21 protein-coding genes are annotated in these 19,322 nt (G+C 53.6%); 5 read left to right on the top strand and 16 right to left on the bottom strand.

All coding sequences use genetic code 11. From position 1 onward, the window contains the following. Positions 1-6: 6 nt before the first annotated feature. The 7 genes from trpC to rpe form a co-directional block, all read right to left on the bottom strand. Positions 7-807: an indole-3-glycerol phosphate synthase TrpC gene (trpC, locus tag METLA_RS0116350; protein ID WP_024299577.1), complete on the bottom strand. Its 801-nt coding sequence runs from the start codon at positions 805-807 to the stop codon at positions 7-9. A 3-nt stretch (positions 808-810) separates the two neighbouring features. Further along, complete coding sequence (gene trpD / locus METLA_RS0116345) at positions 811-1,848, bottom strand: anthranilate phosphoribosyltransferase (RefSeq protein ID WP_029646740.1); 1,038 nt, start codon at positions 1,846-1,848, stop codon at positions 811-813. A 1-nt stretch (position 1,849) separates the two neighbouring features. Further along, the gene (locus tag METLA_RS0116340; RefSeq protein WP_024299575.1) at positions 1,850-2,356 is read right to left on the bottom strand and encodes a hypothetical protein; all 507 of its coding nucleotides are present in this window, start codon (positions 2,354-2,356) and stop codon (positions 1,850-1,852) included. A 2-nt stretch (positions 2,357-2,358) separates the two neighbouring features. After that, complete coding sequence (locus METLA_RS0116335; protein ID WP_024299574.1) at positions 2,359-3,405, bottom strand: AAA family ATPase; 1,047 nt, start codon at positions 3,403-3,405, stop codon at positions 2,359-2,361. A gap of 76 nt (positions 3,406-3,481) precedes the next feature. After that, positions 3,482-4,072, bottom strand: a complete 591-nt coding sequence (locus METLA_RS0116330) for an anthranilate synthase component II (RefSeq protein ID WP_024299573.1) — start codon at positions 4,070-4,072, stop codon at positions 3,482-3,484. After that, entirely contained in the window at positions 4,069-5,556 is a 1,488-nt protein-coding gene (gene trpE, locus METLA_RS0116325) for an anthranilate synthase component I (protein ID WP_024299572.1), read from the bottom strand. The genes METLA_RS0116330 and trpE overlap by 4 nt, the downstream gene beginning before the upstream one ends. 192 nt (positions 5,557-5,748) lie before the next feature. Then, the gene (gene rpe / locus METLA_RS0116320) at positions 5,749-6,423 is read right to left on the bottom strand and encodes a ribulose-phosphate 3-epimerase (protein ID WP_024299571.1); all 675 of its coding nucleotides are present in this window, start codon (positions 6,421-6,423) and stop codon (positions 5,749-5,751) included. A 116-nt stretch (positions 6,424-6,539) separates the two neighbouring features. Between rpe and METLA_RS0116315 the strand changes: the two genes are divergently transcribed. After that, positions 6,540-7,394, top strand: coding sequence for a fumarylacetoacetate hydrolase family protein (locus METLA_RS0116315; protein WP_024299570.1), 855 nt, complete (start codon positions 6,540-6,542; stop codon positions 7,392-7,394). Between the two features lie 10 nt (positions 7,395-7,404). On the opposite strand, the gene METLA_RS0116310 is transcribed toward METLA_RS0116315, so the two are convergent. The 5 genes from METLA_RS0116310 to METLA_RS0116290 all read right to left on the bottom strand — a co-directional run bounded on the left by METLA_RS0116310 (position 7,405) and on the right by METLA_RS0116290 (position 13,213). After that, complete coding sequence (locus METLA_RS0116310) at positions 7,405-9,009, bottom strand: ATP-binding protein (RefSeq protein WP_024299569.1); 1,605 nt, start codon at positions 9,007-9,009, stop codon at positions 7,405-7,407. Continuing rightward, a complete protein-coding gene (locus tag METLA_RS0116305; protein ID WP_024299568.1) occupies positions 9,009-9,674 on the bottom strand; it encodes a response regulator in 666 nt (221 codons plus the stop codon). The genes METLA_RS0116310 and METLA_RS0116305 overlap by 1 nt, the downstream gene beginning before the upstream one ends. Positions 9,675-9,737: 63 nt before the next feature. Continuing rightward, complete coding sequence (locus METLA_RS0116300) at positions 9,738-10,010, bottom strand: oxidative damage protection protein (protein ID WP_024299567.1); 273 nt, start codon at positions 10,008-10,010, stop codon at positions 9,738-9,740. Further along, a complete protein-coding gene (gene mutY, locus METLA_RS0116295) occupies positions 9,994-11,061 on the bottom strand; it encodes an A/G-specific adenine glycosylase (protein WP_024299566.1) in 1,068 nt (355 codons plus the stop codon). Before mutY ends, METLA_RS0116300 begins: the two co-directional genes overlap by 17 nt. A 25-nt stretch (positions 11,062-11,086) precedes the next feature. Further along, positions 11,087-13,213, bottom strand: a complete 2,127-nt coding sequence (locus METLA_RS0116290) for an AsmA family protein (protein ID WP_024299565.1) — start codon at positions 13,211-13,213, stop codon at positions 11,087-11,089. A 128-nt stretch (positions 13,214-13,341) separates the two neighbouring features. Between METLA_RS0116290 and METLA_RS0116285 the strand changes: the two genes are divergently transcribed. Beyond that, the gene (locus tag METLA_RS0116285; RefSeq protein WP_024299564.1) at positions 13,342-13,644 is read left to right on the top strand and encodes a hypothetical protein; all 303 of its coding nucleotides are present in this window, start codon (positions 13,342-13,344) and stop codon (positions 13,642-13,644) included. Between the two features lie 89 nt (positions 13,645-13,733). On the opposite strand, the gene METLA_RS0116280 is transcribed toward METLA_RS0116285, so the two are convergent. After that, positions 13,734-14,339 carry a peroxiredoxin gene (locus METLA_RS0116280; protein WP_024299563.1) on the bottom strand — a complete coding sequence of 202 codons (606 nt, stop codon included), beginning with the start codon at positions 14,337-14,339 and terminating at the stop codon, positions 13,734-13,736. A gap of 311 nt (positions 14,340-14,650) precedes the next feature. Here METLA_RS0116280 and METLA_RS0116275 point away from each other — a divergent pair, with 311 nt between their 5' ends. Continuing rightward, positions 14,651-15,163: a hypothetical protein gene (locus METLA_RS0116275; RefSeq protein ID WP_024299562.1), complete on the top strand. Its 513-nt coding sequence runs from the start codon at positions 14,651-14,653 to the stop codon at positions 15,161-15,163. A gap of 200 nt (positions 15,164-15,363) precedes the next feature. Here the strand turns inward: METLA_RS0116275 and METLA_RS0116270 are convergent, their stop codons facing one another. Continuing rightward, positions 15,364-16,380, bottom strand: a complete 1,017-nt coding sequence (locus METLA_RS0116270; RefSeq protein WP_024299561.1) for an NAD-dependent epimerase — start codon at positions 16,378-16,380, stop codon at positions 15,364-15,366. A 130-nt stretch (positions 16,381-16,510) separates the two neighbouring features. Between METLA_RS0116270 and METLA_RS0116265 the strand changes: the two genes are divergently transcribed. Next, positions 16,511-17,110 carry a hypothetical protein gene (locus METLA_RS0116265; protein WP_024299560.1) on the top strand — a complete coding sequence of 200 codons (600 nt, stop codon included), beginning with the start codon at positions 16,511-16,513 and terminating at the stop codon, positions 17,108-17,110. A 56-nt stretch (positions 17,111-17,166) separates the two neighbouring features. Here METLA_RS0116265 and METLA_RS22980 read toward each other — a convergent pair whose 3' ends face one another. Then, on the bottom strand, positions 17,167-17,310 hold the full coding sequence (locus METLA_RS22980) for a hypothetical protein (RefSeq protein WP_161635420.1): 144 nt from the start codon (positions 17,308-17,310) through the stop codon (positions 17,167-17,169). 363 nt (positions 17,311-17,673) lie between these two features. On the opposite strand from METLA_RS22980, the gene METLA_RS0116255 reads away from it, so the two are divergent. Then, positions 17,674-18,057, top strand: a complete 384-nt coding sequence (locus METLA_RS0116255) for a 4a-hydroxytetrahydrobiopterin dehydratase (RefSeq protein ID WP_024299559.1) — start codon at positions 17,674-17,676, stop codon at positions 18,055-18,057. A gap of 91 nt (positions 18,058-18,148) precedes the next feature. On the opposite strand, the gene fbaA is transcribed toward METLA_RS0116255, so the two are convergent. Then, positions 18,149-19,228 (bottom strand): class II fructose-bisphosphate aldolase, encoded by a 1,080-nt coding sequence (gene fbaA / locus METLA_RS0116250; protein ID WP_024299558.1) that lies wholly within the window; start codon positions 19,226-19,228, stop codon positions 18,149-18,151. Positions 19,229-19,322: the final 94 nt, after the last annotated feature.

Here is a 19,322-nt window from a genome sequence, read left to right as displayed (position 1 = left end):
ACATCCTCACAAGCCGAACAATTCGCGCATTTTTTGGCCCGGGCTTTCCGCGCGCATGAATGCCTCGCCGACCAGGAACGCATAGATGCCGTTGTCGAGCATCAGCTTCACGTCATCCTGCGTATGGATGCCGCTTTCGGTGATGATCAGGCGGTCTTCCGGAATTTGCGCCTTCAAATCCAGGGTCGTCTGCAAGGAGGTCTCGAAGGTGCGGAGGTTGCGGTTGTTGATGCCGATCAGCTTGGTGTCGAGTTGCAGGGCCCTGTGCAGTTCTTCTTCGTTGTGGACTTCGACCAGCACATCCATGCCGAGCTTGGCCGCAAGGTCTGCCAGTTCGCGCATCCGGCCGTCTTCGAGCGCGGCGACGATCAAGAGGATGCAGTCCGCGCCTAAAGCGCGGGCTTCATAGACCTGATACGGGTCGATCATGAAATCCTTGCGCAGCACCGGCAGCGGGCAGCGCTCGCGGACCATTTGCAGATACACTTCGGAGCCCTGGAAAAACTCCTTGTCGGTCAAGACCGAAAGGCAGGTCGCACCGTTCATCGCATAATCCTGGCCGATCGTGACCGGCTGGAAATCTTCCCGGATCACGCCCTTGCTCGGCGAGGCTTTTTTGATTTCGGCGATGATCGCCGGTTTTTTCAGCGCGACGCGTCCTTGCAGGGCCCGATAAAAGCCGCGCGGTTTCTCGACGCTCTCGGCAAAACTTTCGAGATCGGCGATCGGCGTGCGCACGCTGCGGTGAGCGACCTCTTCGGCTTTTTTATCGAGGATTTTTTTCAGGATGTCGGACGTATCGGTCATGTTTTAATGGATTTTTACAGAGTTTGAATAAGCAATCAGGGCGCCCAGTTTGGCGCGCGCGGCGCCGCTGGCAATCAGCGCATCGGCCCTGGCGATGCCGGCTGCGAGCGAGTCGCAAAGGTTCGCCGCATAGATCGCGGCGCCGGCGTTCAAGACGACGATGTCGCGCGCAGGTCCTGGCCGATTGTCGAGCACGGCCCGCATCATCGCCAGACTCGACTCTGCGTCGGTGATCGCCAGTTCGGACAGGCTCGCGCGCTTCAGGCCGAACTGTTCCGGCGTCACCGTATAGGTCGTGACGATGCCTTCTTTCAGCTCGGCGATGTTCGATGGCGCGGCGATGCTAATCTCATCGAGGCCGTCGTCCGCGCTGACCACCAGCACATGCCGACTGCCGAGTGTTTTCAGCACCTGGGCCAAGGGTTCGACCCATTCCTTCGCGAACACGCCGATCAGCTGGTTCGGCGCGCCGGCCGGATTGGCCAGGGGGCCGAGCAGGTTGAACAGGGTTCTGACGCCCATTTCGCGGCGCGGGCCGAGCGTGTATTTCATCGCGCCGTGCAGCTTTTGCGCAAACAAAAAGCCGACGCCGATCTCTTCGACGCAGCGCGCGACCTGATCCGGGCTCAACTCGAGGTTCACGCCGGCCGCTTCGAGCACGTCGGCGCTGCCGGAACGGCTCGACACCGAGCGGTTGCCGTGCTTGGCGACCTTGGCGCCGGCCGCGGCGACCACAAACGCGCAGGTCGTCGAGATATTGAAGGTATTCGCGCCGTCGCCGCCGGTGCCGCAGGTATCGATCACATGCTCGCCGGTAGCCTGCACCTTATGCGCCAGTTCGCGCATCACTTCGGCCGCCGCGGCGATTTCGTCTATCGTTTCGCCTTTGCAACGCAACGCGATCATGAAACCGGCGATCTGCGCGTCGGTCGCGCCGCCGCTCATGATCTGGCGCATTACCGCGCGCATCTCCTCGCGTGTCAGATCGTGTTTATCGAGCAGTTTTTGCAGGGCTTGTTGGATTTGCTCTAATGAGTTCATTTTACAAACTGACTTGCCAGCCGACACATCCTGAAGTCATATCAACAACCAGCGGATGTGCATCAATGGGTTTTAACAACTGTCGAATTTTTTGTTTCACATCTACCGGATTGATGGCACGAGGACGCAATTTTGAGTGTTTTTCAGGTTGCTCAAGATGCAAGACCACTCGTAAATTATTCGCTGTTGCTATGGCACGGGCAAGCTGCTTTTCAATCGGACCGGTAGCATGAATTTTTGCCGGAATCATTGCGGACAAGGTGTCAAATACTTTGTGAACCACTTCCTCACTCAAATCAGAGGGTTTCGTACGGGAGTTGACGCGATAATCCTTGACCTCAATCAACCATGCGGTTTTACTCGGATCGATTGCAAGCAAATCCAATGCTTTGATTCCATACTTTATGCGGCAAAACTGATTTCGATAAAACGACCACTCATCGTATTTACCAACTAACCAATCATCAGGAAAATCAAATTGTAATCCGTCCACGTCTAAACTCTGCATGATCAATCCATTGCTAAAAAACGATCGGATTGCGCTAACTGTTCGTCCAGCGCAGAGATATCGCCTATATCGTCAACACTGACGCCTTGCTCAATTTTGACGCCAACGTCAGTGTCATGAAGCCCAAAAAATCTAGCTTTAACTTTTTTATACCTTGAATCTGACAGCAATATTTCTAATTCTCGCAACAAAAACAGACTATGTGTAGCAATAAAAACCTGAATTCCGGAATCACATAATTCCAAAATACTTTTTGCGACCTGTTTGATAAGTACAGGGTTGAGATTAGCTTCAGGCTCATCCCAAAATAGGTATCCTTTATCAAGTAGCGCGCCGGTTGCAATCAAGCGTGAGAGCATTCCAAGCTTACGTAGCCCCTCAGCAACCAATGGCATTTCCATGCGCCCACTTTCATTTCTCAAATAAAAGCGCCCGTTCTTATCAAGCTCAATCGAGCCCTTCATTGCCTCTTCCAACGGCTCCAAAAGCTCTTTAATCCGCTTTTCTTTTGCCCCTCTTTGTAATAAAGCCCCAAGCAAAAGGCAAGTATCCCGCCAAGTTTCTTCGAATTCGAGATAATGCCCTTCATAGACCGAAATGAAGTTAGGAAATATCGTCAGCAATTCACGCGTCGGCAAATAAGCAGGTGAAACATCGACCCAAGCTTCCGGTAATTTCTCAATACTGACTTCTGATTTACTATTGCTAGCAAAGCTGAAAGCTATGTCCCAATTGCTTTGTTCAAACACCATGCTAACATCGCATCTCTCACGGCCTTGTTTTCTCTTCGCCAAACGACCCAGTGATTCGGGCCGATAAACATTAATCAGCTTATCAGCGATACGTGTTTGTAAAATCGATTTAGTGGGAGATGTGACCTTCGATTTACGGCCTTCTTCAGCACTTACCGCCAATACCGAATAAATCATCTTCAGCAAATGCGTTTTGCCTGAGCCGTTTTCACCGATTATTACATTCAGACTCTTCCCGAACTCCAGATTTGCCTCTGGATAAACAGTCAGATTTTTGAGAGCCATCTGCTTAAGCATTGCTATTTCCTCCCAAGATAGACATAGCTTTAACTAAATTATGCTTCTCTTGTCCTGATGTACGGTTGGATAACAATCACCGCTCCAAAAAATTCCTCAGCAAATCATGCCCATGCTCGGTCAAGATTGATTCGGGATGGAATTGCACGCCTTCGATGTCCAGCGCCTTATGGCGGACGCCCATGATTTCATCGATGTTGCCTTCCTCGTCCTGGGTCCAGGCGGTGACTTCGAGACAGTCGGGCAAGGTCGACTGCTCGATCACCAGCGAATGATAACGGGTCGCGGTGAACGGGTTTTTGAGCCCCTTGAACACGCCGACGTTATCGTGGTAAACCTCGGAGGTCTTGCCGTGCATGATGTGCTTGGCATGGATGATGTTACCGCCGAAGGCGTAGCCGATGCTTTGATGACCAAGGCAGACGCCGAGAATCGGATAGCGGCCGGCGAATGTCATGATCGCCTCGACCGAGACCCCGGCTTCCCTAGGCGTACACGGGCCCGGCGAAATCACGATCTTGTCGGGCGCCAGGCGTTCGATGTCTTCGATGGTGACCTGATCATTGCGCACAACCGTCACGTCCGCGCCGAGTTCGCCTAAATATTGCACCAGGTTGTAGGTGAACGAATCGTAATTGTCGATCATCACCACTTTGATTGCGCTCATGCTCCTTCTCCTTCGAGTCCTGCTTCGGCCATGCTGACCGCGCGGAAGATCGCCCGGCCCTTGTTCATCGTTTCGTCCCATTCGTTGCGCGGTATCGAGTCATAGACGATGCCGGCGCCGGCCTGGATATGCAGCATGCCGTCCTTGATCACGGCCGTGCGGATCGCGATCGCGGTGTCGAGGTTGCCGGACCAGGCGATATAGCCGACCGCGCCCGCGTAGACGCCGCGCTTGACCGGCTCCAGTTCGTCGATGATTTCCATGGCGCGGATTTTCGGCGCGCCGCTGACGGTGCCGGCCGGAAAGGTCGCGGCGAGCACGTCGAAGGCGTTTTTGCCGGATTTCAGCCGGCCGATCACGTTCGAGACGATGTGCATCACATGCGAATAACGCTCGACGATCATCTTGTCGGTCAACTGCACGCTGCCGATTTCGGCGACGCGGCCGGTATCGTTGCGGCCGAGATCGATCAGCATCAGATGTTCGGCGATTTCCTTCGGATCGGCCAACAGTTCCTTTTCAAGCGCGAGGTCCTGTTCCTGCGTCGCGCCGCGGCGGCGGGTGCCGGCGATCGGGCGCACGGTCACGATATTGTCTTCGAGCCGGACCAGGATCTCCGGCGACGAACCGACGATATGGAAGTCGCCGAGGTTCAGAAAGAACATGTACGGCGACGGATTCAGGCAGCGCAGCGCCCGGTACAGATTCAGGGGCGAAGCGGTATAAGGGATCGACAGACGCTGCGACAACACCACCTGCATGATGTCGCCGTCGGTGATGTATTCCTTCGCCTTGCGCACCGCATCTTCGAAGCCCTGCTGGGTGAAGCCGGACACGAAATCGGATTCGTTGACCTTTTTCGGCGCCGCGTGCCGTGCCGGCTTGGCCTGCACTTCCCTGAGCTTGACGGCCCATTCGTGCAGGCGCTGCTGCGCGCGCTCAAAAGCCTGGTCTTCGGCAGGGTCGGCATGGGTCAACAGCAGCATCTTGCCGGACAGATTGTCGAACACCAGCATTTCTTCGGACACCATCAATACGATGTCCGGATTGCCCAATGGGTCGGGTTTGCCGGCGCTGCCGAGGCGCGGTTCGATGTAAGAAATCGTCTCGTAGCCGAAATAGCCGACCAGGCCGCCGTTGAAACGCGGCAGGTCGTCAATGTCCGGCACCTTGAAGCGCGCCTTGAAATCCTCGATCCACAGCAGCGGATTGTCGAGCACGGCGGTTTCGATGATCTCGCCGTTTTTCTCCAGGTTGATCCGGTTGCCGATCACCTTGACGATGGTTTTGCAGGGCAGTCCGATGATCGAATAGCGTCCCCATTGCTCGCCGCCGTGTACCGATTCGAATAGATAGGAATAAGCGCCGTCGGCCAATTTCAGATAGGCGCTGAGCGGCGTATCCAGATCGGCCAGCACTTCCCGGCTGACCGGGATGCGGTTATAGCCCTGACGGGCGTATTGATTGAATTGTTCTGGGGTCATTCTTAATTTTTCAAACTGCGCTTGCGCAACGGGTAAAACCAGAATCTGTAGCAAACACGTAGGGTGGGTTCGGCGCGCTCCGCCATTATCTCTCGAGTTCCGGCAGAGTTTTCCGCGCGCCGAACCCACCTTATGCTGCAATCTTTTGCCAAAAAGCCGGTGGGCAGCTTAGCGCTGCCCACCCTACATGATTTATTTGCCGGCCTGCGCGAGTTCGGCGCGCATGTCGTCGATGATTTGCTTGTAATCCGGCTTGCCGAAAATCGCGGAGCCTGCAACGAAGGTATCGGCGCCGGCTTCCTTGATTGCGCGGATATTGCTGCCGTTGACGCCGCCGTCGATTTCGAGACGAATGTTGAGGCCGCTGTCATCGATTCTTTTTCTGACTTCGCGCAGCTTGGTCAATGCGGACGGAATGAACGATTGACCGCCGAAGCCCGGATTCACCGACATCAGCAGAATCATGTCCAGCTTGTCCATCACGTGATCGAGGTAATGCAGCGGGGTGCCGGGATTGAACACCAGGCCGGCCTTGCAGCCGTTGTCCTTGATCAATTGCAGGGTGCGGTCGATATGCACGGAAGCTTCCGGATGGAAGGTGATGATGCTGGCGCCGGCCTTCGCGAAGTCGGGCACGATGCGGTCCACCGGTTCGATCATCAAATGCACGTCGATCGGCGCGGTCACGCCGTGTTTTCTGAGCGCTTCGCAAACCAGAGGACCGATGGTCAGGTTCGGCACGAAATGGTTGTCCATCACGTCAAAATGCACAATGTCGGCGCCGGCGGCCAATACGTTATCGACTTCTTCGCCCAATTTGGCGAAATTGGCCGACAGGATGGAAGGCGCGATCCAGTTTTCGTTCATTATCATCTCCTCGCGGTTAAACGTGGTTAAGTTAAAACGGCGCATTATATCTTTTTTTTTGCCGGCAGGCTTCGATATACAATAACCGTTTGCAATCTTTTCGGAAAATTTCCACGATGAAACTGGTCACCTTCACGCATCACCAATCCACCCGCGTCGGCGCGGTCGTCGAAGACTGTGTCGTCGACAGCCTGGGCAATGCCGATATTCCGCCGCGGATGCTGGAGTTTCTTGCGGCGGGAAGTCAGGCACTCGCCGCGATGCGGGCGCAAATCGACAGCGGCCAGCACCGCCTTCCGCTTCCGGAAGTCAAACTCGAAGCGCCGGTGCCGCGTCCCGGCAAATATCTGGCGATCAGCCTGAACTACGCGGATCATATCGCCGAAACCGGCAAGGACAGGCCCGAGTACCCGAGCTTTTTCACCAAGCAAAGCACCTGCGTGATCGGCACCGGGGATGCGATTCACCGCCCGAAGGTTTCGGACAAGCTCGATTACGAAGGCGAGTTGGCGTTCGTGATCGGCCGGCGCTGCCGCCATGTCGCGGTCGAAAACGCGCATGAGGTGATTGCCGGCTTTACGATTGCAAATGACGTGTCGGTACGCGACTGGCAGGTGCGCTCGCCGACGATGATGATCGGCAAGTCATTCGATACGGCGGGTCCTCTGGGACCATGGATCGTGACGCCCGATGAAATCGGCGATCCGCATAATTTGAATCTGAAGACCTGGGTCGATGATGAACTGCGCCAGCAGGCCAATACCAATCAGATGCTGTTCAACTGTTATGAGATGATCGCCTATCTGTCCGCGGCAATGACGCTGGAGCCTGGCGATGTGATCAGTACCGGTACGCCGGCCGGAGTCGGCGTTAAGATGTACCCGCGCGGTTATTTGAAACCGGGGCAAACGGTCAGGATAGAAATCGAAGGCATCGGCACGCTGGTCAATCCGGTCATCCTGGAACCCTAAACCGCCATCCCTACGAGACGCGCTTGGCCTGCGGGGATACCCTGGATTTTTGCGGCGGCGCTTTATCGGCTTTTCTTCTGGGGCAAGGGAATAAGACCGTCACCTTCAGGCCATCCAGTTCCGACACGCCGAGATTGAACTCGGCGCCGTGGATCGCGACGATCCGTTGCACGATAGAAAAGCCGAGTCCGGTCCCCTGCGCCACGCTGGAGGTCTCCGCCAAGCGGTGAAAGCGTTTGAGCGATTTTTCGTAGGCTTCGGGCGCAATCCCCGGCCCGGAATCTTCGACGCGCAACTCCACTTTTTTGTCTTTATCGGTCAGATAGACCCTGATGTTGCCGAATTCTGGCGTATACTTGATCGCGTTATCGATAATATTGCGGATCAAAATGTTCAGCAATTGCGGATTGGCGACGATCTCCGCGGAAGATTCCTCGATAAATTCGACTTCTATCGATTTTCGGTACGCTTCATGCTCCAGGTCGGTGATCACCTGGATGATCTCGGTCGCTAACTTGACCGTGGTTTTTTCGAGATATTCAGGTCCGGAATCGATCCGCGAAAACGTCAACAACTGCTGCACCATGTAGCTCATGCGATTGACCGCCTGCTCTATCCTTTTCAACGCCTGCCGCTGAATCTGCTCGTCCTTCGCTTTAAGCGCCACCTGCACCTGCGTCAACAAGCCTGCCAAGGGCGTTCTGAGCTCGTGCGAGGCATCCGCGGTAAAACGGCGTTCACTTTCAAACGCCTTTTCCAGCTGATCGAACAGACTATTCAACACATCGACCATCGGCACAATCTCGTTCGGCAGATTGTCGACCGATAGCGCCTTTAGGTTGCTGACTTCCCGTTCCGCCAACGCATTTTGCAAATGACTGATCGGCGTCAAGGCATTGCCGATGATAAACCATATCACCAGCGCCAATACCGGCATGCCGACCAGAAACTGGGTGACCAGCTGTTCGGAAATCTCATCGGTCAACTGCTTGCGGATCGCTTCCTGCTGGCCGACATGGATCACATAATCGCCGGATTTGTTTGACACGGTAAAAACATGCCATAGGCTGCCTTCGCTTTGCACCTCGCTGAATCCCTGCTTGGCAAAGGTAAACGGAACCTGGGGAGCGCTTTCGGAACGGAGCAGCAAGCCTTTATCCTTCGACCAAAGCTGAAAGGCAACCTTGCTTTCGTACTTCAGGCGAAGCGCATCGTTTTTCAGCGAATCATCGAACACATGCCAAACCAGCTCGCCCGGCTCGCCCCCCTTCAGATCTCCCAATAAACCCGGCTTCTTGACGGAATGCGATAGCAGGCCTTTTTCTTCCGACCATAACTGATACGCCAGTTTTCTTTGGTACGTTTCGGTAAAATTCAGGCCTTCATGGCCTGGCGCCAGCCGCCCTTGCCGCCAGTAATCGGGTAAGGCTCCGTCCAGCAACAAGCTGTCGACAAAAGCCAGCAGGACCTTACCTGACTGCGCCAGTTCCGCATCGAACAATTCGGCGACTTCGTCACGGATCGCCTTATAGCTGGAAAAGGCGGTAACGCCCCAGATCACCATCGTTGCGGACAGCAACGAAACCAGCAGTAATTGCCGTAACGAATAATTCATTAACCTTCTTCGGCATCAATGATATAGCCAACTCCCCTGACCGTCCGAATCAAGCCGGAATCGAGTTTTTTCCGCAGATAATGAATGTGGACTTCGACGGTATTGCTTTCGATATCCGAATCCCACGAATACAGACTCTCTTCCAGGCGCGCCCGCGAGACGACCTTGCCGATATTGCCCATCAGAAAACTCAAGATTTCGAATTCTTTTTGCGACAGATCGACCCGTTCGTCGTTGTAGGTCACGATGTGCGAGGCAGGATCCAGAATCAGGTCTTTATGCACGATCAGCGGCGTGCTGCGGCCTTCGCTCCGCCTAGCCAAGGCACGCAGCCTGGCACAGACTTCGGTCAGATCGAACGGCTTGTTCACGAAATCGTCCGCCCCGCTATCCAGACCGATCACCCTATCGTTGATGGTGTCGCGGGCCGTCAACACCATCACCGGCGTTTCGTCCTTACGGCTACGCAACTCGTGCAGCAGATCCATACCGTCCATGTCCGGCAAGCCCAAATCAAGCACGATCAGCTCATAGAGATTATTTTTCAGCGCCTCCTCGGCAAGTTTACCGTTGGTAAACCAATCGACCGCATATCCTTCCATTTTCAGGCCGGCCGACAGACCTTCTCCGAGGATCTCATCATCTTCAACCAGTAATAGTCTCATGCAATTTCCTATCTCATTTAAAAAAGTCGCGCATAACCTCTAGGTATTGACTCGCCCGCCTGTTTACTGCGGCGGGGGCACATAACCTTCCGGCATCTCATTATTTCCTTCAAACAAAAATTTGTCTCTTTCTTGCGCCAGAAAAGCCTTGGCTTTCGGATCATAGCTGGCCAAACGGTATTCATTGATCAACATCGTCTGTTTGGCGATCCATTGCTGCCAGGCCAGTTTCGATATTTTTTCATAGATTTCCTGCCCTTTCGGTCCGGGAAAAGGCGGCGCATCGAAGCCTTCCGACTCCACGCCCAACTTTGCGCACTTAACCATTCTTGTCATGTGTGTCCTCGTGGTTTTGATAGTGTTTCAATAATTGTTTAATCGGCGCGGCCAAGCCCAAGCGGTCAATCGACTCGACCGGATGCCAGCCCGCGGATCCCGCTTCGCCGACACCATGGTCCCCGCCGTCGGTCAAAACCACCAGCGGCGTGTAATCGAGATGATAATGCGAAAAAGTATGCCGCCGCCTCTCCATCATATACCGGCCAATGATCGCGATATTGCGCTCCCGGCACCAGGCCAATGCCTGCTCGTGATTTTCAAATTCCGGTAGGCACCATAATCCCCCCCAAATTCCGGCGGGCGGCCGTTTTTCAAGAAAAACGTGTTGCCGGCTATTCGCGAGCAAAAGAAAAGCCCGCTGCTTGACCGGCAAGGTCTTGCCCGGTTTCGGCGTCGGAAAATCGGCAACCCGTCCGCCCCTAAAAGCCAAGCAATCGGCATGCAAGGGGCACAGATCACAAGCCGGCCGGCCGCGCGTACAAAGGGTCGCGCCCAGATCCATGATCGCTTGCGTATAATCCGCCACCCGCTGCCGGGGCGTCAACGCCCGGCTAAGCTCCCATAGCCGTTTGCTCACTTTCGCCTCGCCAGGCCAGCCCGCGATGGCACGATGGCGCGCCAACACCCGCCGGACATTGCCGTCCAGAATCGGATGACTGCACCCATAGGCGATGCTCATGATCGCGCCGGCGGTCGATAAACCAATACCGGGCAATTGCTGAAGGGCTTCCAGCGTATCGGGAAAGCGGTCCATCGCTTCGATTTTCTGCGCGGCTCGATGCAAATTGCGCGCCCGCGCATAATAGCCCAATCCCGACCAGTAGCTTAGCACCTCATCGAGCTCCGCTTGCGCCAAGGTCTCGACGCTCGGAAACCGGGTCATGAACGCCTCAAAATACGGGATGACCGTTGCCACCTGGGTCTGCTGCAACATCGTCTCGGATATCCATACCCGATAGGGCGACTTATCCTGCTGCCAGGGCAAATCCTTGCGTCCATGCCGATCAAACCAAGCCAGGAGGCGTTCGTCAAACGCTAAACTATTCATCGCAAATCGTCAAAGGGTAAATAAACTAGAACAACTTCCTGAACAAATCGTCGACGCCAGGCCCCAATTTTTTATCCAGCTTATTTTTCAATTTGTCTATTTTACTCTTGTTTTTCTCGATGAACTTCTCAATTTTGGCCTTATTCTTCTCGGTTAGCAAGGCCTCCATATCGAGTCGATAGACGGGCTCGGCCCAGGTGCCGCTCATGGCAACCACGATTGGTGTGCTATGCAGTTTTTCCGGCTCGGTTTCGGTCGCCGGCGCCTTGACCAAATGACTGACAAAGCGGTAATCGATCCGGCCGGTTTCGATATGCGTGCTGCCGCCGCCTTCCATCCGAAAGCGGGGCGATTTGACCAATAAGTCCTGGCTCTTGATCACACTTTCGGCCAATGCCGCCGTGCCTGAGATTTCGGAAAAATCCATGCCGTTGTGATGCATCGGCGACGGTGGGGCATGATTGAGCACATCGGCAGCCTGATCGATCAGCTGTTGAAACTTCAGCTCCCTGATCGCGCCATCCTTGAGCGTAAAGGTCAGCTTTCCCTTCGCCCCCTGTCTGATCTGTTTGCTGTCATTCCCTTGCGCCCGCAGCGCCGCGGAAGCAGTCAGTGCGCCGCTGATGTGGATTTTGCTGCCCATCGCCTTAAGAAAGGGCTCAATCTCTACCCGCTCGACTTTTTCCGCTAACGACATCGTATTTTCCCTGCCTGCGGCATTGAAATTCACGCTGCCGGCATAGCCGCCCCGATGCAGCCGGCTGATGTTTTTCCGGGTTTGTATGACGCCTTCCTTGGCCTTTAATTGCAAGCGCAGGTCGTCGGCGGCGATGCCGCGCATTTGCAGGTGCCCGAGCGTGAGTTCGCCTTGCGCATCCAGTTTTCTAAGCTGCCCTACCGGCAACTTCGAGAGCGCGCCAACCAGGGCCGCCGACGGGGTGACCTGCGGGGTTTTGTTTTTCGGCAAATAGCGGCCGACATCGACCGCATCGACGGCCAAATTGAAACGGATCGCCGGCGCCTCCCACCCCTCGATGCGCGCCTCGCCTTGCAGCAAGGTATCGTCCAGCTTGCAGCGCAAGGCATCGAGCGACAGCGCATTTTGCGCCACATGCCAATTAAAGCCGGCCTGCAGCCGGCTCAAGGCGCCGGGGTCCTGAAATTTCGGCAGCGCGATGTCGAAGCGCTTTAACAGCTTGCCGGGATTGAGCTCCGCCATTTCGAGACGTCCTTCGACATCGGCCGCTTCGAATAAATGGCTTCCGCTCAGACTGGACACGATAGCCAGCTCGCCGGACTCAATTTGCAGCTTGGCAATCCGAAGCTTTTGTCCGTTTTTTTCGAAGAGGATTTCCGGCGCGGTCAGCATCACCGATAGGACCTTATCCGGCCGCGCTCCCCCTTCCCTCGCCAGACTCAGCTCGGTATCGGCAAGATTCGCCTGCTCGATATGTTGCTTGATCAACACCCGGGTTTTAAAGCCGATGCGGTCTTGATAGCCGGAGCCCGGCTCGACGACAGTGAAAGTCAGTGCCACATCGGCAAACTGATCCCACGTCAATTTGCCGACGTTCAGGTTGATATTTTCAACATCGAGACGCTGGCCGTTTTGCTGGTCGTCCCAATGAATCGCCGCCTCCTCGAGATCCACGCCGCCCACCGCGAAGATCGCCCATGCCTTTTCAGGGGATACGGGCTTGTCCGGCGCGGCTTGGCCGGGGGGAGTCGGCTCGACAGCCGCCCCGCTTGTTGAATCCATTGGACCCCAATTATTCGCGCCTTCCTTGTTGCGCAGCAAGTTCAGCCGCAAGCCTTTTAATGCGATGCGGATGATTTCCAGCCGCTTGCCGAGCAACGGCAACACTTTGACCTTGATTTCGCCCTGCTCGATGCCGAGAAAGTCGGCTTGCGGGAAGCCCTGGACATTCCTGATCCGCATGGGCCCTGCCGAAACCCCCAGCCAGGGGAAAACCGACCAGTGTAAATCGCCGGCGAACTCGACTTCGCGCCCGATCTTTTGCTTGATCGTCTCCGCCAACTGCGGCTTGAATTGATTAGGATCCATCACAATCGACAGGATGCCGAGCGCAACGCCGATCAATAAGATCGACATGGCGAAAATGACCGCAAACACTTTCAGCGGTTTTCTCACAACGGGCTCCTGGCGATAAAATTATGTCATGAAGGGCGGATATGGAATATGATTAGCGCCTGATCGCTGAGACCTGTGCAAGCCTCGGCAGCGGCCTATCACACCAACAATGAAAATGGGGGGAGACGATGTTATATCTTGCAAAATTTGCCGGAGTGGCGATTCTAATCTGGTTTTATTTAACCGCCAAAGAAAAAAAGCAACCCACGCTGCAATGGGCCATTATCGGATTTATCGGCTTTTGGCTGACCTGGTGGCTGGTCAAATTGTCGGTGCTGCATCCGCTCGGCGACATGTTCGCCAAGAACCCGACATCATTATTTCTGGTGACTCAAATTCCGGCGCTCGCGGGCATTATCGTGTGTTTTTTCATTCGTAAAAAACTGATTGCGAATGCCGCGAAAGAATCTGCACCACACAACGATCAATAGCCGCCCGGACAATCTTGCCAAGCAGGGCGCATTGCTTAGTGTGCAATGCGCCCCAGATAACTGCCTCTGGGACAGTTTTTCAAAAGCTATTATAACTTTTCAGCGTTTTTATCCAGGTATTCCGCAACGCCCGTAGGGCTTGCATTCATACCGGCATCGCCTTTGTTCCAGCCGGCAGGGCAGACTTCGCCATGCTCTTCGTGGAATTGCAACGCATCGACCATACGCACCAGTTCATCCATGTTGCGGCCGAGCGGCAGATCATTAACCACTTGGTGACGCACGACGCCGCTGCGGTCGATCAGGAAAGAACCGCGGTAAGCCACGGCCGGCGCTTCAGCTTCGACATCGTAATCCTTGCAAATGCTGTGCGCAATGTCCGCCGCCATCGTGTAACGCACGGGGCCGATACCGCCTTTGCTGACCGGCGTACTGCGCCAGGCATTATGCGTGAAATGTGAATCGATCGATACCGCAATCACTTCCACGTTACGACTCTTGAATTCGTCGATACGATGGTCTAACGCGATCAACTCGCTGGGGCAGACAAAGGTAAAGTCCAACGGATAGAAAACCAGGACTGCGTATTTGCCGCGAGTGGCGTCAGAAAAGCTGAAAGAATCAACGATTTGACCATCGCCCAACACCGCAGGAACGGTAAAATCCGGTGCCTGTTTACCAACTAAAACACTCATCGTTTTTCTCCAAAATAGTTATAAAAAGCAGATAGTTATCAACTCACGATTAGCCACTTGAAAGTGGAATCCTTGCATTCTACACCAAAATCCTCGGAAATTTATGCTTTTTTCAAGTGAACTTTTTCACTTGATTGTCATTTTTTTCTTGCATTTGTCAGAACTTTGGTCATAATTTGTAATCATTAGATTACAAACATAGTAGCTCTGCTCTTTCTTTTTTTTTAAAAAAAGCTTAAGCCGCTACGTTTATAGGCAACCTAGCTTTACCGCTATTAACTTTTATGTCGTTTTTGTGAGGGGCTTCTTCCATGGCAAAAAATAAACATATCACCGAACCGGACGTTTTCGGTTATCAAGTACGCATCGTGCGCCGCGGCAAGGAAAGCAGCCGTTATTTTTCTCATAAATTATGGGGAAACAAAGCCAAGTCTTTGCAAGCTGCGATTCTCTGGCGCGACCAGATGCTGGTCGTCTTAAAAGGCAGTAAGACACGCTTTTTAAAACCGCCGAAAAATAAAACCACGACCGGCGTCACCGGCGTTTCGAAGACGATCAAATACGACCACCGCAAAGACAAGAGCTATCTTTGCTACACCGTATTTTGGGTCCATAACGGCAAATCCAAGAACAAGACCTTCCAGGTCGGCAACGTCGCGAAGATTACCGCGGATGACGAATTGCACGCCTTCCGCACCGCGCGCCTGTTCAGAAGCTGCTATGAATATGCGATCGATAACGATCTGGAGTTTGACGAAAGTAAATTCGCCGGCTGGAAGAAAAAACGCCTCTATGAGGACGAGTCTTTACGCGCTGTAGCGTAAGACGACCGCCGGCATACTCGCCCGGCGCGTTTTTGCGGCGCCCATGTGGCGCCGGAGCGAAGCCCGATGCTTTACTCTCAAGCGCCCCCGGCGCTTGTATTCTGCTTGCTGTGTTTAAGCGCCATGGACGGCCCGCTTCACTCATCGCACGACCGAAGCTAAACTTGTCAGCAAAACCGCGCAGGCATCTGTTTTTTCGGTCACCGGCCGGCATGTCCGTAAAAATCCAGATACCAGCGCACAAAACGCCCAACCCCCTCTTCCAGTTGCGTACTCGGCTGATAACCAAAATCGCGCACCAAATCGCTGACATCGGCATAAGTGTCGGGCACATCGCCGGGCTGCATCGGCAATAAATTTTTGACCGCGGTTTTGCCGAGATATTTTTCGAGCGTTTCGATAAAGGTCAGTAAATGCACCGGCTGATTGCTGCCGATATTATAGACCTTGTAAGGCGCCCTGCTGCTGCCGGGATCGGGGTTCTGCCCCGTCCATTCAGGATTCGACCTGGCCGGCTGATCCAGCACCCGAATCACGCCGTCGACAATATCGTCAATATAAGTAAAATCACGCCGGTGATTACCGAAGTTGAACACGTCGATCGGCTTGCCTTCCAGGATATTGCGCGCAAACAGAATCGGCGACATATCCGGCCGCCCCCACGGCCCGTAAACGGTAAAAAAACGCAGCCCCGTGGTCGGAAGCTGAAAAAGATGACTGTAAGTGTGCGCCATCAATTCATTCGCTTTTTTGCTGGCCGCATACATCGACACCGGATGATCGACATTATCATGCACCGAGAACGGCATCCGGGTGTTGGCGCCATAGACCGAACTTGAAGAGGCATAAACCAGATGCTCTATCGCCTGGTGCCGGCATCCCTCCAGAATATTCATGAAGCCAAGAATATTTGAATTCACGTAGGCCTGCGGGTTGGTCAGGGAATATCTGACGCCTGCCTGTGCGGCAAGATTAACCACCCTTTGCACTTTTTCTTGCTGAAACAGCGCCTCAAGGGCCGAAGCGTCCGCAATATCCAGTTTGATAAACTTGAATTGCTCATAGTCAGTCAACAATTGCAGGCGCGCCGTTTTTAAGCTGACATCGTAGTAATCGTTTAAATTATCGATACCAACGACTTCATCCCCTCGCGCCAACAGTTTGCCGCATAAGCTTGCGCCGATAAAGCCGGCCGCCCCCGTTACCAGAATTTTCAAAGATAATTTCCTTTGGCTGCTTGCATGTTAATATCTTACCGGATCTTCATCCGCGACGGGTTCGTATTATAATACGAGATCCTTGCCGATCTTATGACAAAGACTTCCCTTTTATTTTTCAGAAAAAACTATGAAAGCCCGGGTAAAAACATTTACCGCTGTCGCCGTATCCCTGCTGAGCGCTTGCTCGACCCAACCCGCTCAACGACAAAACACTGCCGCCGTAGAAGCCACGGCTAAACCGGCGCCGCAGCAGGCAAAACCGGCCGAAAATTATGACGCCGCCGCCAATCCTCCGTTGACGACGACCAAAGACGGCAAGACCCTGAATTTGGTCAGAATCATGGATGGCGGTATTTGCAAAAATGAATCCCAGGGCGCCAGCGGGTCTTTTTTGGTATATGCCGACCCGCAAGATCTCGAGCGCATCAAGCGCGACAAGCCGAAGGAAATCTTCAAGGATTTTGAGGCAAAAATACAGCACTTAGCCTCGGAAGCCCTGGAAGAGGCGATCGGCCAGACCAATTTGGCCGTCGATCCTTTTTCTTTGGGGGACGATGTCGCGCAGGAAAAATTGGCCGCGCAATTGACGAAAAACTTTCTCAATGCGGCATCCGGCCCCGTGGCCGCCTTCGACCAAGAGACCACATTAACCATCGATGTGACGCCGTTCCCGCCATCGCTGATGTTTTATCAAAAAGGCTGCGACGCAAAGCGCTTTGAGCCTTAATGCAATGCTACAAAGCCAATCCAGCGGACTGGCTCTGGCATTTGTGCATTTCTAAGTTAACTCGAATGCCAGAACCAGCCATTCCTGACCGTCTCTTTCCTGTATTTCTTGGATTTGTGCAGGCCTTTCGACAGACACATCACCGCAAAAACACAGAGACTACCGAGCAAGTTGATTACTATCATAAATTTCTTGAACATGACCATGTCCTTCCTTTAAGAATCTCAATATAGCGCTTCACGCCGGCAGGCTGCGAGTCACAGCATGTGGCGCGAAGAAAGGCTCCTCTGCCGATCAGCTACGGACCACCTCTCCTCTATTAAAACTGTAGTTCAAAGTCGATCTTTACACATCTCTCGTAACTACTAAACAACGCGAGTTAAGAAAAGTTTCATAATTATTCTCTTAACTTTTTTCACCCCGACACCTGCCTTGAGTCGCTTCCCGTCATTTCGCCTGACCGGCTAACACGCAAACCGCCTTCATCACGCATTATTTTTTCCGGATAATGCCAAATCGTTTACAATCGAAGACTCATCTTTCACCGGACAGGAGCTTTTATCATGGGCTGGCGCGAACGCAAACACGAAGACACTTATACAGACAGCGAAGTTGAAGAGCGGCTGAAGGAAGAACTACCGCACTGGTATCTTGAAAACGGCTGGATTCGGCGCAAATACAAAACCAGCGGCTGGAAAGGTACGCTGATGGTCGTGAATACGGTCGGCCATCTGGCGGAAGCCGCTTTTCATCACCCCGACTTGACCGTTTCCTATGCTTTTGTAATCGTCAAGCTGGTGAATCATGCCGCTAAGGGCATTACGAACAAGGACTTCGAACTGGCGCGCAAAATCGAGGAAGTGATCATGTGGCAGCCGGGCAAGGAAGGCGGCGCACTGGAAGGAACACCCGACGACCCGCGCTTCAAATATATCAAATACGATTGATTCAGCGAGAACGATAGATAAGGATACAAAAGGGAGTATCCCAAGAGGAAATCACAGGCTTACGCGATAAGCCTGTGATTTTTTGGCGATATTATAGCGAATTGACCGAATTCAGGTCTTGGAACGCCTGTTGCAGACGTGCGACCATGCCGAGTTCGCCTTCACGTTGCCAAACGCGAGGATCGTAGTACTTCTTGTTCGGCTTGTCGTCGCCTTCCGGGTTGCCGATTTGACCTTGCAGGTAGCCTTCATTTTTCTTGTAGAAATTCATGATGCCTTCCCAGGTCGCCCATTGGGTATCGGTATCGATATTCATCTTGACGACGCCGTAGCTGATCGATTCCGCGATTTCTTCCGGAGTTGAACCTGAACCGCCGTGGAAGACGAAGTTCAAGGTCTTGGCCGGCAGATTGAATTTTTCGGACACATATTTTTGTGAGTTGTCCAGAATCTTCGGAGTCAATTTGACGTTGCCCGGCTTGTAAACGCCGTGTACGTTGCCGAACGAGGCCGCAATCGTGAATCGATCGCTGATCTTGCTCAAATGCTCATAGGCATAGGCGACGTCTTCCGGTTGCGTGTACAACATCGAATGATCCAAATCGGAGTTATCGACGCCGTCTTCTTCACCGCCGGTCACGCCCAGTTCGATTTCCAAAGTCATGCCCATCTTGGACATACGCTTCAGGTATTCGCCGCAAATCTCGATGTTTTCTTTCAGGCTTTCTTCGGACAGGTCCAGCATGTGCGAGCTGAACAAAGGCTTGCCGGTTTCCGCGAAGTGTTTCTCGCCGGCGTCCAACAGGCCGTCGATCCATGGCAGCAGTTTTTTCGCCGCATGATCGGTGTGCAAAATAACCGGAACGCCGTAGTATTCGGCCATCAGATGAACGTGTTTCGCACCCGAAATCGCGCCCAAAATCGCGGTCTTTTGACCTTCCAGCTTCAGCCCCTTACCGGCGACAAATTGTGCGCCGCCGTTTGAAAACTGCACGATCACCGCAGACTTGGCTTTTGCCGCCGCTTCCAGCACCGCATTGATCGAATCGGTGTTGATCACGTTGACCGCTGGCAATGCAAGTTTGTTTTCTTTGCAGATCGCAAAGACTTTCTGCACATCTTCACCGGTCACGACACCGGGTTTAACTACATCTAAAATTTTGTTTGACATATTGGACTGTAAGAATTGATAGGCGCCGATGCGCACACCACGCCGTATTTAGAGTGCCTTCAAATTTCCGGCACCGGACGAGCCGATGCCGGAG

Source organism: Methylomicrobium lacus LW14, assembly GCF_000527095.1.
Lineage (GTDB): Bacteria > Pseudomonadota > Gammaproteobacteria > Methylococcales > Methylomonadaceae > Methylomicrobium > Methylomicrobium lacus.
Note: the sequence above shows the minus strand (reverse complement) of the source record. Positions and strands in the feature narration are given on the sequence as shown.